Origin of the sequence: Vibrio sp. MACH09 (assembly GCF_033238805.1) — a bacterium.
Taxonomy (GTDB): domain Bacteria; phylum Pseudomonadota; class Gammaproteobacteria; order Enterobacterales; family Vibrionaceae; genus Vibrio.
Map to the genome: position 1 here is coordinate 1,159,314 of NZ_BSFZ01000002.1, position 13,986 is coordinate 1,173,299.

Consider the following 13,986-nt stretch of genomic DNA (forward strand, 5'->3'; position numbering starts at 1 on the left):
CCTAATTAATTTAGGACACAAAGTGCATAATTCACTAGGAGTGAACATGTTTAAAAAAACCATACTAGGCGTATTTTTGTATGTACATAGCTATAGATCAAACTTGGTAACAGCTTTACTAGTACCTGTATGTCTTTCTATTGGATGGGATGTTCTATGTTCTGATGTGCAAGATACTATGGCTATCATTGGTACTCAATTCATATCTTTGGTAATAGCTTCAATGATATCTCTAAACATACATAGAACGATATTAATAGAAAGCAAACCTACATCAATATGGGCTGGCATTACGTTTGATAAGACGGCTATATGGTTCTTAGGCCACTATTTGGCTCTGACTATTGCTTTTTTGGCTATCGGAGGTTTGGCCTATTTCATGGGACTAGCTGTATTAGCTCTGATGATACCAGCGGTGATTTTAGGGACTCGTCTAGCACTGGTATTCCCTGCAATAGCATTGGGTAAAGGGGTATCTTTCAAGTACTCTTGGCATTTAACAAGTAAATACAAAATGTATATTGCAATGACCGTAATTTTGTTTCCGTTACTGCTGACAATACCATTGATTGTACTTTTACTTCTTTTTGATACCCCTTTCTTTGTTAAAAGTATTATAGGCATGGTGACAACACTACTAACTACAACCGCAATTTCAATTGCTTACAAACTAATCCTAGATGATCTTAAAGCTACAACAAGTCAAAACGCCTAAATGATTTATGTCCAGAAATGAGTCAGAACGGTGCTGATTATCGATTTTTATTGAACCATAACAGTTGGCACTTTGATACGCGAAGCTGTTCCGAATTGATATTACGAATTAGAGAGAGCTCCTCTAGAGAGGCTCTAATATATGACACTGTACTTTAGGTGCCTGTCATTGCAAGCTATGAGATGTAGAGTGTGAGTGTAGTTGTATATTAAACTGATAGATGTAGATAAGGAAAATTGAATGTATAGCCGTATTATTTATGCACTTCTTGTGTTTGTTGTTACTTTCTCAGTGCGGGCGGGCGAACTTGGTCTCTGGGACAGCTTCGTTCCGAAGTCCGATGTCGTAAACGCTGATATTATGACTTTAGGAGCTCCACCTGAGATACAGGAAATTGGAGTTAGAATCCAACAGTCTCTACAAAAAAATTCAGATTGGGCTAACGAGTTTATGTCCAATTTAAAGCCGGGTAGGCCGATGCCATATCATCCGAACTTAGGTGTTAGCGAGTCGGAGTACAAGAAATTCGTCGATGGTGTAAAGACAACACAATTGATTAAAGTCGGCGAAACAAAACTAAATTTCTCTATCAAAGATGACACCGTAGTGCTTGCAGGTCTTTTTGGCCCGTCTAATAGTGACCTTGTAGTATATAACGTCAAGCAAGATACGGTAGTCGTAATGGACTTACCTTTAATCGAGCGTTCTCAAATAAATCAAACTAAGAAAGATTCAGCGACTGGGCGCTGGAAAGGCGAGCAATGGAAAATAGAATCGTTTGTGTCTAATACGAACTTGACGTTTGTCAAATTTGCGATTGGTAAATTTATTGATAGGCCTGAAAGTGTTATTTACGTAGACATAAAAATTATTAATGGTGATGAGCGGGTTAGAAAGTCCTACTTTTACATTCTCAATGGCGGCTGAAACATCTCACAAACCAGTTCAACCAACTGAGCGGAGCGTTGTATGCTCGCATTTTAAAAGAAGCTCAGAGGAGAGAATATAGAGTATGAACATATGAGTGATAGAAGGTTCTATCTCAAAGGTACTAGTATCTTTTGGTGTCTGTTCGCATCGATATAAGTTTGTATTTACTATTTCAGATGCCTGTCCTTGTATGTTGTAATGAGGTGCTGATAATTCAGGCGTGGATCAGCCCATCTAAGGAGAACAAAGAGGTATATCAATGTGTTTTATGTCAACACTGATGTACCTCAAAGCTTAGTTACGTTTTATTGCAACGATTTCGAGTTTTTTTCTATATATACTAATTGAATGATCTGAAAGGAATTTTTTATATGGAAGCTTACCAATTAAGACTGCTTTAAGTCTGAAAAGGAAGGAAACTGAATAAAGTAATTGTACATCTTCATATTCTCCTTTTTTGCAGTTTGTCAGATAACGCATATTTCCACCGTGGATATAGCCGTTAAACTTCTCTAATAAGAACTCTTTTGCCTTAGTACCAATCCATGGAATAAAGCCTACACCAGTGCTTAGAGCCCCGATTGCTACCGCATTCGGCGGTAACATTGTTACTGAGTCTGCTGCATTAACAACCCGGTAAATTGGTGTTTTTATTGTAGAGATCCACTCTTTGTCTCCAACTCTTGGAGCTCCAAATGTATAGCAAGCAGCAATACCATGCTCGAATGTTAATCTTTTTGCTGCGATTGTTGCTAATGCCCCTCCGAGACTGTGGCCGGTGATAAACAGAGGTTTTTTTTCAGTAAGTTCAAGCAGAGCCGTTCTAAGCTCATTTTCCACAGAGCCAAAAGCGTCATGAAAACCTTCATGAACCCGACCGGGAGTCTTACATTTTGTGATCGTAGCTTTAGCATCAGCTTTGATATCATTAAGGCTTGTAGCCTCAGTCCCCCTGAATGCCAATACATAAGAAATAGGAGTCTCTATCAAAATTGCCTGAGTTCCGAGCTGGGTATCAAAAGTGTTTAATAGCTTAGATTCATTTAGTGTGCTCAACTCACTGATTAATTTGTTCTTCTCTTCTTCATGATCCCAAAGAAGCCCTTCTATGGCAGAAATTGCTTTTATAAAGTTTGTGTTTGTAGACTCATCTACAATTTTCTTTAAAGCTTCCTCCAGACCTATTTTTTGTAGCTTGCTTGGTAGTGCCGGATTGAACCGCAGATAAGCTAGCTCAGAAAAGGTTGCCATTAACCATGCTGTCCGGTCGCTATACGCTTGGCGATAACTAGGCAAATCTAGATTCAACAAACTTGCTTTTGTATCTATTTCTGTATTGATTTTATTTAACACACTCATATTCAATAACCTGTTTTGCAAATGATTTCATATTAGAGTGATATTTAACCAGTCATTAAGCATTCTTGCAATTAATGAAGCAAATAAAACACTTAATAAAATGGAGTAAATAAATGCGTATATTAGTAGTCATATTCCTTGTTCTCCTCTGGTTGCGCTCAAGTTCCTACCCAGTCTGTGGAGCTCTCCGTAACGGTAGGGCGTGATATTAGTAACATAAAGCGACTGTCCCTTTAAAAAGCTTCGGATTCACAATTGCATATCCATGCTCGCGACTCTACCAGAAACCTACGTTAAGATGTTTCTATCAAGTTAGTGGCAATTCAAAACTCAAAATGAAATATAAATTAATAAAAGCAATGGCTCACAATTTCACTCACTCGTTTATTGGTGGGTGTAACTACGTAGACGGCGCATTTGTGTTCGAAGATTTATATACTTTAGCGCGGCTTCAACCAGAGAAAAAACTAAGAATTTCATGGCTACCGCAACGAACGGAAGAACTTTTTCGGCTTACACCAAGAGTTAGAAAATCACTGAGTTATTATCGTGATTGGCTACCTCGTCATGCTGCCAGCCACAATATTGAACTGGAACACTTAGTTGAATTTTATACAGAAGTTTATATGGCTAGAAATCATCAGATCTATGTAAAAGCTATAACTATTGATGATAGAGGAAAAATTATAGAACAGTATGTTTATGCGTGAGGAAGGTATAATTTTTTTTGGATTGCGCGGACAGGCGTCTTATTTTATGCAAGCACTACTCACGTACACAGCATTTCTAGGTTTCTTTAAAGCTCACCGGCTGATGGAAAATGGACTTTGCACCCGAGTGAAGTGAGTTTCTAGTCATCAAAGGCTGTGACCACAAATCTTCTGCTTAAGGTGCTTGTCCCTGAAGGGTCCAATGCGGAAAATATCGTCATGAATCAGCGTTAGATGAAAGGTGTAAGGCTGTATTCAAGTACGCAGAAAAAACTGAACGCAACATAATGCGGTTGTCTCTTTAAAGTTCTTTGGAGCAACTCATGCCTTTTTCACCTTTGTATTTCTAATCAACCAATTACGGATTGCATGACTTCTCTGTTAGGTATTTCTTGAGTATTAGTGCAATTTGTTGTTTGAGCCATGTTGGGCCATAGTCTGACATATCGTTATGTCTCGAATTGGGAATAGTAACAATACAACTACCGAAGGTAATACTTTCAGCTTTAGTAGGCAGAACACCTTTGTCTGCGGGATAATCACTACCTCGTATTGATAGTATGTTTATTTCATTGCTTCGGGGTAGCGGTACTCTCCTGTGATCAAGAGTAATTATTGATTTTACGTATGTTTTTGATTCATTTCCTAACCATGATGAGATATCTCCACCGTTAGAGTGGCCTATTAGTAGCAAAGAGTTAAAATCGTATTTGTTGTACAATGGCTGAAGTTTAGTCCTGACAAACTCTAAAGTTTTAGCACCTCTTTTCCAATTTTCACTTCGCGTCTCATAAAGGTTTCCCTCTACAGATAACGGAGGATCTGTTGGTAGCTCATGACCAATAGCGACAACCAAATATCCAAGCTCAACAAGCTGTTGAGACAAAAATTCGTATTTCGTATGGGGGACACCGTATCCAGCGCTGAGAAATGCAACTGGGCATTTGCTGCCTTCAGCACAAGAGTCATGTTTTATTGGTTGAGTTATCTTTATTGGAATGTGTCTGTTTCTAGATTGATCAAAAAGTTCATCGGCATTTACATGACTAATCCAAAATAAAGACATGACCAGTAGTGTTACAATATTTTTCATTACTATTCAGATAGTTAGAAATGTATCATTACATTTCTTGTTATCATAGACAAAGAAGTCATATCTAATGGTTACTTATTCTTTTAGTTTGCGTTAATTCTAGACAAGAGTAGTCCATATCTTTACAAACATTGTCCATTTTCTTGTATTTAGGTACTGCTTATCATAGTGCTTGATGGTGTTTTGGGGTACTTAAAATAATCCGAAGGATAGATTGTAGCTGACGCCCCAAACTTAATTAGGTGTTGAACCACAACAGTTGGCGTTTTCTAATGCGAAAATGCTTCATTCTACGCTGGAGAATTTATACATTACTACTTTGAGACTTATCGTTTTACTTACTTTTTAACTAACTTTAAATTGATCTAGACACTGGCTAGGCATGAAAAAAAGTGTAAGATTTTGTTAATTCAAGAATTTTTAAGGATAATGTCGCAGCATGGATGTTAATTCTTCCCCGCTTTCCTTTGATGCAAAGATATATTCAAAAGATGCTCTTCTTAAAGCTAGCTATGATTTAGCAAAGCAAGCAGTATTTTCTATAAGTATGAAAGGTTCTGATTTTATAGTGTCAATTGAGCCTTCCTGCCTTTCAATCAACTATCATCAACTTTGTAATGAGTTCAGGACAGTCGTTAATGATCATGAACTTAGGCTCAAAATTGATCAACAAACCAGACCAATCAAAGAAACAATTATTAGTGCAGCTTTGAGCGAGGCTGGCGTTGAGTGAAGAAAAATTGAAAAGGTTCAAAGCATATGAAGAGTTTAAGCCAACAGGCTACAGACTATTACCTTTCCGTTTTGAACGCTTGAGTTCATCATCCGTGCTTGCCGTTAATGAAGTAGGTGAGTTTTGTTATCTTACCTCAAAGGAGCTTGTAGAGCTGATAGAGGGAAAATTACCTACAAATGGCGCTTTGTTTCATGAATTGTTGTCGAAGTCGTTCGTTTTTACTGATGGATATTCGTCAATATTTAGAACCTATGCTTCGAAATATAGAGCACGGAAATCTTTTATTAAAGGTGGTCCTGCTCTACATATATTTGTTACGACATTGAGATGTGACAACTCATGTGAATATTGTCAGGTTAGCCGTAAAGGCGAAAATAAACACCAATATGATATGAGTATTAGTGACGCAGAACAGTTCGTTTATCGTATGTTCGAGTCCCCTTCAAATGATCTTACGGTTGAATTTCAGGGGGGGGAATCGTTATTGGCATTCGAACAGTTCAAGTTCATTGTAGAGCTTTGTGAAAAAGTTAATCTGAATGAAAACAAAAATCTTCAGTTCGTCATAACAACCAACTTGCAGTCGATAGATAACGAGAAACTCGCTTTTTGCAAAGAGCATGATGTTCATGTTTCTACTTCTTTAGATGGCCCTGAATGGTTACACAATATCAACAGGCCAAATTCATGCAGAAACAGTTACGAGCTTACCATTAAGGGAATTGATAAGACTAGAACATGGCTTGGTGATGACAAAGTTGCTGCTATGACAACTATTACAAAAGCAAGTCTTGGTGCATCAAAGGCTATTGTTGATGAATATGTAAAACACGGCTTTCATTCTATTTTTTTACGTCCCTTGAACATGTATGGCTTTGCTGTAAAGAAGGAGAATAAAGTCTCTTACACTTCTGAGGAGTTTAATCGATTTTACTTTGAAGCTCTTGCCCATATCATTGACGCTAATAAACAAGGTTACCATTTGGATGAAGTTAATGCGGCGCTCGCATTGAATAACATTTTGACCCCTCGCCCTATGGGTTATGTTGATATGAGATCTCCATGTGGAGATGGTACTGGTGTTCTTGTATATAACTATAATGGCAAAGTTTACCCATCAGATGAATCGAGGATGTTGGTTGAGATGGGAGATGATTCACTTTGTTTGGGCAAAGCAAGTGATTCATATCAATCATTAATGAGTTCTGAGCCAATTAGAAGAATACTAGATGCTGGTGTTGCAGAAGCCCTACCTGGTTGCTCTGATTGTGCTTACCTCCCGTACTGTGGTGTTAATCCAGTTCAAAACTTATCAAGATCTGGAGATATGATAGGTCATCGTAGTTTTAGCTCATTTTGTGATAAGCAAAAATATCTCTATAAACATGTTTTCGAATTGATGAAGGATGAAAGTAATAAGAAGGTATTAATGAGTTGGTTGACAAACCAAGGCAGTGAAATTCTGGAGGGGCAGGAATGAGAGCCTTGCCTTTAAAATTATCAGCCACGTGTCGAAACATTCGTTATCCAAACTTACTAAGAGTTGTTAACTATCAAGATGTTATCGAGCGTGGTTACTTTGGCTCTGACTATTGCCTGATTTATGAGCAAAATGACATCAATATGGACGCAATTTTATCTATGGATTGGGGGGGGATCATCTGCCCAAATGATCAACTTGTTTCTGCTGCTCATGAGCTTCCAGTTATTTGTAATTTGGACTTACCAGATGCTGTAGCGTCTGGCGATATTATTTCAGTTTCTGAATCACGGATAGATATCCTCTACAGAAAAGCAAGTAGCTCCAACATGCTTTTTGTTACAGAGCGCTGCAACCATAACTGTATAATGTGCTCCCAACCGCCAAAAGATGTTGATGATAGTTGGAGAATTGAAGAGAGCAAAGCGATAGTCAATTTAATGGACGATAATGACTCTCAAGTTCTGGGGATCAGTGGTGGTGAACCATCCATATTAGGTGGAAGCTTTGTTGAGCTCATCAAGCATTGTAAAGATTTCATTCCTAATACTTATCTGCATATATTGACTAACGGCACATCATTCTCTGAAAAGAAAGAAGTGGAACGGCTATCTTCACTCAAGCATGAAAAGATTATATGGGGAGTTCCAATTTTTGGGAGTACCCCCCAACTGCATGACTTTCATACTCAAGTTGAAGGTTCCTTTGATCGAACTATTCATGGACTTTATAACCTAGCGTTGTTCAATCAAGTTATTGAGCTTAGAGTTGTTCTCACAAAAATGGTGTTACAAAACATTCAGGATATAGCTGAGTTTGTTCAAAGAAATCTTCCTTTTGTTGACTCTATCGCTTTAATGGGTGTTGAACCAACAGGCTATACCCGCTTAAATCATCAAGTTGTTTGGTGTGACATTGATAGCTATTCAGAACAACTAAAGGATGCCGTAAATCATATGAGGGCATGTTCGGTCAATGTGCTGCTTTATAATTTACCTCTGTGCAAGCTACCAGAAGAGTTACATGATATCGCAGTGCAAAGCATATCTGATTGGAAAAATGTGTTCGTGGATGACTGTTTTCCTTGTTCGAAAAAAGATAAATGCAGTGGTTTTTTTCAATCTATTAACGCAAAGTTCGTAAAAAACACAGTGGTACCATTTATACAAAAAACTGAGAAGGTGTATGATGAAAAAGGGATTATTTAAGTTTTTATCCTCAGTGTTTAATGGGGTTGGGGCTGCTTCGCTACTTCTACAAACAGCTAATGCATCTGAATCGGGAGCGTTGCCTCCTGAGATTTATGGGGCTCAGTTAAATGATGTTGTCACCTTTGATATTTCACTTAACTCAGGTCTAGATAACTTGTATGCAGCACATCGCTCACACCGCTCTCATTCGAGTCATCGTTCTCACTCTAGCCATCGCTCTCATTACTCCTCTCGAACAGGAGGGTATAAAGCGGCTGCACCAACATATACTCCTCCAGTAAGAAGTTCAGTTGCCCCCTCGGTTGATACTGATTTATCAGGTGTAGCTTCACAATCGGTTAATACCCAAAGTAAGAGCAAGAAAGATAGCTCAGATGTATTGAAACAGCTTGTAATGCGTGTTCAATTAGCTCTGTTTAGAAAGGGCTATGATGTTGGTGCTATCGACGGAATAATGGGGCCAAAAACATCAAATGCAATCAAAAAATATCAAAGCTATTGGGGGTTGAAAAAGACGGGTACTATGACGACCGAAGTACTTAATCACTTGAGTATTCGACTTCCTTAGTTGTAGATTTGATTAGGTGTTAGGGTTGGGCATTGTTGGTCTTAGATATCTGACACGTATATCAATCCCAGAACAGAACTTAGGGTGTCAAAAGTGTCTTTTCTAATTAGGTTTAGCCCTAAAATATTAAAAGAAACAAGAGTTGTATAACGTGAACAAATATAATCTAGGGGAAAAGATGAACTTTGATAGAAATTTGTTAGGAAAAATTCTAGATCCAATTCATGGAACAATTATGATCACTGATATTGAACGTCAGGTCATTGGTCATCGCCTTTTTCAAAGGCTAAGAAACGTCAAGCAAAATACGTTTCTGTATAAAGTGTTTCCATCAGCAATGCATAGCCGATTTGAGCATTCTTTAGGAGTAATGCATGTTGCTTACGAGATGTTGAATAATCTACAGCTAAATTCATATCGATATGATGTCAAATATTGCGATGAGATCCTCTTTCGCTATTTAGATCAACTTTCACTTGTAAACATTCAAGAACTAAGAATAGCCGCTTTACTTCACGATATAGGTCATGGGCCAATGTCTCATCAATTTGATTCATTTCTGATGTCTAAAAGTCAGCTTGAGGGAGTGCTAGGCAATGAATATAGTGACGTTTATGATCTAATTCATGCTGAAAATGATGTAGAACATGAACACATTTCTTTAATATTTATTAGAAAAATTATAAAAGATCTATCCTTGGGCGAGTATGTTGACACTGACAATATACTAAAGCTTATTGAAAATAAATATAAAGGTGGGGAAGTATTAGTTGAGATAAATGGAAGTAAATTTGATATTCAGCCATTGTTTACTTCACTTATTTCTTCATGTCCAATTGATGCAGACCGAATGGATTACTTATTAAGAGATAGTTACTTTTCAGGTGTTAAGTGTGGTATTTATAATATTGAGCGTTTGCTGAAGTCTATAGTACCAGTTCTTGATGGTAATCAAATATGTTTAGCATATAAAGAAAGTTGTTTGGACTCAATTTCTGAATTTGTATTTTCACGTTCTAATCTATTTAGTCAGGTATATTTCCATAAAACAAACCGAGCATTTTCTTCAATGCTCGGAAAAGTGTGTGAAATTGCTTTAAGCAAAGGTACAGAACATATTCTTTCGGAGATGTATCAGCTAGAAGAAGGTATGGGACATCATAACTTGGAGCAATTACAAGAGTTTTATTTGGATAATTCTGATGATGAATTTATCAATGTTACAGTTCCGAAGCTTATCGAGGGAAGTCCTGTTGCTGAAAATCTGATTAATGATGTTGTGGATCGAAAACCATGGAAGAAGCTCTATGAATCGAGGCTTTACATTTCAGACCAAGGTATATCATCAAAAGTTGATAAAACGATGATTTCTGATATTAGGCAAAGTTTAAGCTTAGAACTAGAGAAAGTTATTTCTAGAGATGAATTTATCATTGATATTATGAGTGATAATACATTTAAAGATATTGATAAAACAAAAATAAAGCTATTAGTTAAATCTCCAGATGGTTCTTATGAATCTAAGAAAATATCTGAATGTGATGAAAAGCTGGATATGTATCAGTCCATTAGGTACTTCATTCGCGTGTTCATCAAACCTACTGTTCTGGAAATGATAGATGAAAAATTAACGGAGAACTTAGAGAATATAAAAGCAGATGTTTGTGAGATGTATTGATAAATTGTGTCTGTAGTGCGTTATAACAAGAATTTTAGGGTGACTCCCAATGCTGCCATCTTCAGTTCAACGTTAGGTTTTGTATTTATGATACAATGGGTTAGGTTAGGGAATAGTATTGCTCTCCCTTAACGCAGTATTATTTAGTTGGAGAGAATGTGAAATTAATCGAAAGTCATGAACAGTTGGAAAGCAATATTAGAGAGTTTGATAAACTTAGAAAATTTGGAACTAACGAGGAAAAGTCGGAAGTCAATTCTCTGATTAGACGAGGGACTTGCTTCATACCTTATGTTTCAGATGACTGTTTATATTTTGCTCCATCTCGTTTTGTTGGGTACGTGGGTAATACGCTAAAAAAGCATAATGCAAACAACAAAAAAGATGGGCGCTTAACTAATAGAGAAATTAACAATATCTTAGGTACTCGGGCTTTAAGCTATAGTTATCTTGAAAAAGCTTACATTTCATCTTGTGGAGCTTTAGGTTTTGAAGCTAATGCTAGCGGCAATTTTGGAGTACGCCGGAAATATTGGCTCACTACTGACATAGAGGAGTTTTGCATACAAACTCAAGAGGCTGAGATCGGCGACGACCCGAGTTTAGATAGTACAGAAAGAGAACAGTTGATTAAATCGAGAGTTGGACAAGGAAAATTTAGAGACTTATTAATTAAATTCTGGTCAACATGCTGTGTAACTAAGTGTTCTCAACTCAGTTTACTGAGAGCGTCTCATATTAAACCTTGGAGGGATTGTGACAACAAAGAACGTATAGATAGATATAACGGTTTTTTGTTAACTCCAAATTTAGATTTGTTGTTTGACAAAGGTTTTATCTCGTTCGATAAAGCTGGCAATATTATGATTTCTAAGTCGGTTTCTAAGCACGACTTTGAGGCTTTAGGACTAAATGATAGCTTGAGTGTTTCGTTAGTTCCTGAACACGAAAAATACTTATCGTGGCATCGAAAAAATATATATGCCTATACCTAAAACTGCTTAATAAAACGTGTAAAACGGGCTCACAACGCTTGGCGCTTTCAGCTTACGCTGGGAAAAGTATTTATATTACAGTGGATTAGGTAAGCTGGTTGGTATTGCTCACAACTTAACGCAGTGTTACATAGTCACAAAATCAAAATTTGACACCCAACCCCAACTAATCATACTCTTACCCCGCACTGGCAAAATCCAGTGTCGGGATTGGACCCTCGTAGTTGTAACCAAAAGCGCATAATGGCCAGCTTTGCTGGTTTTTTTATGTGTACGCTTAAGCACACCTGAATAATGGTGAGCTGGGCGAGGCAGCGTTATGCTGGCCGCTTCTTTTGGTGCGGTAGGTCCAACCTTGTTCAGTTCGCCACCCAGTGATTGGACCCTCTAAGTGGTGATTTAAACCTTACCAAAAGGAGGTCACTATGACCAAACTATCTCAATCCCAACCCGACCCCGATTTTTACCTTCAAGTTGAAGACTTTATAATTAGCGCTGCTTCTGTTGATATTAATGGCGATCCCGCCTTAAACAACGAAATTGGTATGTTCTTACTTAGCTTGCTTTATCAGCATAAAAAGCAAGAAATGGAATAAGTCATTCGCGACATAAAAGGTAATGCCAGTTAGGTTAATTGACTGGCATTATGCGAACGCTGTTAAAAAAGTGAAAGGTATTTAAGACAAATCCCTCAATGCTAGTCGCTGCATTTCCCGCGCAATAGTGTGCTCAGCCGTTACCCCAAAGACACCTTTCCCATTTAAATCATTTACGTCATTTTCCGCATTAAAGACCAATCTTTTAGAGTTTTAAATCACATAACCTAAAGCGTATTCCTTTGATAATAATTCCATCAATTCGCGAAAGTATTCATCATCGCGTTGATATTAAACTTATAATTAGATGGGATTTATTAAATGAACATGAAACTAAAAAGTGTGATGGTTGGAGCTGCAATGGCTTCTATTGCTGCAATGCCTTTAAGCAATGCAATCGCAAAAGACTACCCGCCAAAAACTTTATCTATGGTTGCGCCGTCTGGTGCTGGTGGCGGTTGGGACTTAACTATCCGCACGGTGGCAAAAACCCTAAAAGATACCAAGTTGGTTGATTCCAACATGCCTGTCACTAACCGTCCTGGTGGTGGTGGTGCGGTTAACCTAGCTTATATGCAGACCAAGGTAGGCAAAGATAATCTTATCTCGGTTTACTCTCCACCAATCTTGCTAACCAATTTAAATGGCTCAAGTAAGTTTGGCTACAAAGATACAACGCCACTAGGCCGTTTGATCACCGATTATGCCGCTTTTGTTGTTTCAAAAGACTCTAAGTACACCTCTATTAATGAAGTGATGGAAGCTCTCAAAAAAGATCCTAAGAGCGTTAAAATTGGTGGTACCTCATCGGCAGGTTCCATGGACCATATCCAATTCTTGATGATTGCTAAAGCAGCAGGTGTACCGAATCTTAATAAAATTGATTACATCTCTTTTCAAGATGGCGGAGCGGTTGCTCAAGTATTGGGAGGTCATATCGATCTCATCTCTACTGGCCTAGGCGATGTAACCTCTCTTGTTAAAAGTGGCAACTTACGCGCTCTCGCTCAAACGGCGGACAAGCGTATTGGCTCTGGCGTAATTGCTGATATTCCAACGGTGAAAGAGCAAGGAATTGATGCGACATTTGAAAACTGGCGTGGTCTGTTTGGTCCTAAAGATATGCCTGAATACGCGGTAACGTTCTGGAACAAGACTCTGAAAGAGATGACTGAAACTCAGGAGTGGTCTGAAGCGCGTACCCGTAACGGTTGGGATGATGCCTATCAGAACAGTGAAGAGTTCACCAAGTTCCTCGCTCAAACAAATGAGCAGTATAAAGAGATCTTACGAGAAGTTTTTTCTAATAAGTAATCGCCATTGTTAATTGTTAACTCTAAAAAGATGAGAGGGCAACCTCTTATCTTTCTATTAAATCATATGTTTTATAACTCTGTTTCAGCTTAAGGATAATTCCTATGGAAAACAAAACTGTTCGTCCGGATTGGGATGCATTCACAGGTTTATTTGGTGTAGGCTTTGGTTTGGTCTACGGCTTTATGGCGTACTCCATGCCCCGCGCTGCGTTCGGTAACCCTTTGGACCCTATCTATTTTCCACTTGGCATTGCAGTCATATCGATATTAATTGGCGCTCTTTTGCTGATTAAAAGTAATTTCAAAGCGTCTGTTATGGCGTACAAAGAATTGATTAACGAAGATGATGTAAAGAAAAACGATCGTCGAAGAATTTTCTACACCTGCATAATTTCAATCGGTTATGCGGTACTTTTTGAGCACTTAGGTTATGTGATTAGCACCTTCCTATTTATGTTCATTATGCTGGGCATAACCAGTGGCAGAGATAAATTGCTCAAGAACGCCATTATTGCGCTTGTCTTCTCTGTGGGTGTTTTCTTCATCTTCTCAACCATGTTGAGTATCAGTCTTCCACCACTACCATTTACTGAATAAGA

The 13,986-nt window shown here is 38.0% G+C and carries 14 protein-coding genes; 12 read left to right on the forward strand and 2 right to left on the reverse strand.

Annotated elements, in window-relative coordinates; translation table 11 throughout:
- The first annotated feature begins 46 nt into the window (after positions 1–46).
- Both CHJ_RS20340 and CHJ_RS20345 read left to right on the forward strand, forming a co-directional pair.
- The gene (locus CHJ_RS20340; RefSeq protein ID WP_317918822.1) at positions 47–715 is read left to right on the forward strand and encodes a hypothetical protein; all 669 of its coding nucleotides are present in this window, start codon (positions 47–49) and stop codon (positions 713–715) included.
- 240 nt (positions 716–955) lie between these two features.
- The gene (locus CHJ_RS20345) at positions 956–1,642 is read left to right on the forward strand and encodes a hypothetical protein (RefSeq protein WP_317918823.1); all 687 of its coding nucleotides are present in this window, start codon (positions 956–958) and stop codon (positions 1,640–1,642) included.
- Positions 1,643–1,939: 297 nt separating this feature from the next.
- Here the strand turns inward: CHJ_RS20345 and CHJ_RS20350 are convergent, their stop codons facing one another.
- Positions 1,940–3,004 (reverse strand): lipase family protein, encoded by a 1,065-nt coding sequence (locus CHJ_RS20350; protein WP_317918824.1) that lies wholly within the window; start codon positions 3,002–3,004, stop codon positions 1,940–1,942.
- A gap of 335 nt (positions 3,005–3,339) precedes the next feature.
- Here CHJ_RS20350 and CHJ_RS20355 point away from each other — a divergent pair, with 335 nt between their 5' ends.
- Entirely contained in the window at positions 3,340–3,714 is a 375-nt protein-coding gene (locus tag CHJ_RS20355) for a hypothetical protein (protein WP_317918825.1), read from the forward strand.
- A gap of 358 nt (positions 3,715–4,072) precedes the next feature.
- On the opposite strand, the gene CHJ_RS20360 is transcribed toward CHJ_RS20355, so the two are convergent.
- Complete coding sequence (locus CHJ_RS20360) at positions 4,073–4,807, reverse strand: alpha/beta hydrolase (RefSeq protein WP_317918826.1); 735 nt, start codon at positions 4,805–4,807, stop codon at positions 4,073–4,075.
- 439 nt (positions 4,808–5,246) lie between these two features.
- On the opposite strand from CHJ_RS20360, the gene hxsD reads away from it, so the two are divergent.
- The 9 genes from hxsD (at position 5,247) to CHJ_RS20405 (ending at position 13,984) form a co-directional block, all read left to right on the forward strand.
- Positions 5,247–5,540, forward strand: coding sequence for a His-Xaa-Ser system protein HxsD (gene hxsD / locus CHJ_RS20365; RefSeq protein WP_317918827.1), 294 nt, complete (start codon positions 5,247–5,249; stop codon positions 5,538–5,540).
- Positions 5,533–7,023, forward strand: a complete 1,491-nt coding sequence (hxsB, locus tag CHJ_RS20370) for a His-Xaa-Ser system radical SAM maturase HxsB (RefSeq protein WP_317918828.1) — start codon at positions 5,533–5,535, stop codon at positions 7,021–7,023. Before hxsD ends, hxsB begins: the two co-directional genes overlap by 8 nt.
- Entirely contained in the window at positions 7,020–8,231 is a 1,212-nt protein-coding gene (gene hxsC / locus CHJ_RS20375) for a His-Xaa-Ser system radical SAM maturase HxsC (protein WP_317918829.1), read from the forward strand. Before hxsB ends, hxsC begins: the two co-directional genes overlap by 4 nt.
- Positions 8,209–8,802 (forward strand): His-Xaa-Ser repeat protein HxsA, encoded by a 594-nt coding sequence (hxsA, locus tag CHJ_RS20380; protein WP_317918830.1) that lies wholly within the window; start codon positions 8,209–8,211, stop codon positions 8,800–8,802. The genes hxsC and hxsA overlap by 23 nt, the downstream gene beginning before the upstream one ends.
- A gap of 178 nt (positions 8,803–8,980) precedes the next feature.
- Complete coding sequence (locus CHJ_RS20385) at positions 8,981–10,480, forward strand: HD domain-containing protein (protein ID WP_317918831.1); 1,500 nt, start codon at positions 8,981–8,983, stop codon at positions 10,478–10,480.
- Between the two features lie 158 nt (positions 10,481–10,638).
- A complete protein-coding gene (locus CHJ_RS20390; protein ID WP_317918832.1) occupies positions 10,639–11,475 on the forward strand; it encodes an HNH endonuclease in 837 nt (278 codons plus the stop codon).
- A 425-nt stretch (positions 11,476–11,900) separates the two neighbouring features.
- Positions 11,901–12,071: a hypothetical protein gene (locus CHJ_RS20395; protein WP_317918833.1), complete on the forward strand. Its 171-nt coding sequence runs from the start codon at positions 11,901–11,903 to the stop codon at positions 12,069–12,071.
- Between the two features lie 321 nt (positions 12,072–12,392).
- Positions 12,393–13,385, forward strand: a complete 993-nt coding sequence (locus tag CHJ_RS20400) for a Bug family tripartite tricarboxylate transporter substrate binding protein (RefSeq protein ID WP_171753688.1) — start codon at positions 12,393–12,395, stop codon at positions 13,383–13,385.
- Between the two features lie 104 nt (positions 13,386–13,489).
- Positions 13,490–13,984, forward strand: a complete 495-nt coding sequence (locus CHJ_RS20405; RefSeq protein ID WP_171753687.1) for a tripartite tricarboxylate transporter TctB family protein — start codon at positions 13,490–13,492, stop codon at positions 13,982–13,984.
- The last annotated feature ends 2 nt before the right edge of the window (positions 13,985–13,986 follow it).

Bases quoted from the DNA above. Each gene is read 5' to 3' on its own strand.
- CHJ_RS20340 (WP_317918822.1), top strand. From the start codon at position 47: ATGTTTAAAAAAACCATACTAGGCGTATTTTTGTATGTACATAGCTAT.
- CHJ_RS20345 (WP_317918823.1), top strand. From the start codon at position 956: ATGTATAGCCGTATTATTTATGCACTTCTTGTGTTTGTTGTTACTTTC.
- CHJ_RS20350 (WP_317918824.1), bottom strand. From the start codon at position 3,004: ATGAGTGTGTTAAATAAAATCAATACAGAAATAGATACAAAAGCAAGT.
- CHJ_RS20355 (WP_317918825.1), top strand. From the start codon at position 3,340: ATGAAATATAAATTAATAAAAGCAATGGCTCACAATTTCACTCACTCG.
- CHJ_RS20360 (WP_317918826.1), bottom strand. From the start codon at position 4,807: ATGAAAAATATTGTAACACTACTGGTCATGTCTTTATTTTGGATTAGT.
- hxsD (WP_317918827.1), top strand. From the start codon at position 5,247: ATGGATGTTAATTCTTCCCCGCTTTCCTTTGATGCAAAGATATATTCA.
- hxsC (WP_317918829.1), top strand. From the start codon at position 7,020: ATGAGAGCCTTGCCTTTAAAATTATCAGCCACGTGTCGAAACATTCGT.
- hxsA (WP_317918830.1), top strand. From the start codon at position 8,209: ATGATGAAAAAGGGATTATTTAAGTTTTTATCCTCAGTGTTTAATGGG.
- CHJ_RS20385 (WP_317918831.1), top strand. From the start codon at position 8,981: ATGAACTTTGATAGAAATTTGTTAGGAAAAATTCTAGATCCAATTCAT.
- CHJ_RS20395 (WP_317918833.1), top strand. From the start codon at position 11,901: ATGACCAAACTATCTCAATCCCAACCCGACCCCGATTTTTACCTTCAA.
- CHJ_RS20400 (WP_171753688.1), top strand. From the start codon at position 12,393: ATGAACATGAAACTAAAAAGTGTGATGGTTGGAGCTGCAATGGCTTCT.
- CHJ_RS20405 (WP_171753687.1), top strand. From the start codon at position 13,490: ATGGAAAACAAAACTGTTCGTCCGGATTGGGATGCATTCACAGGTTTA.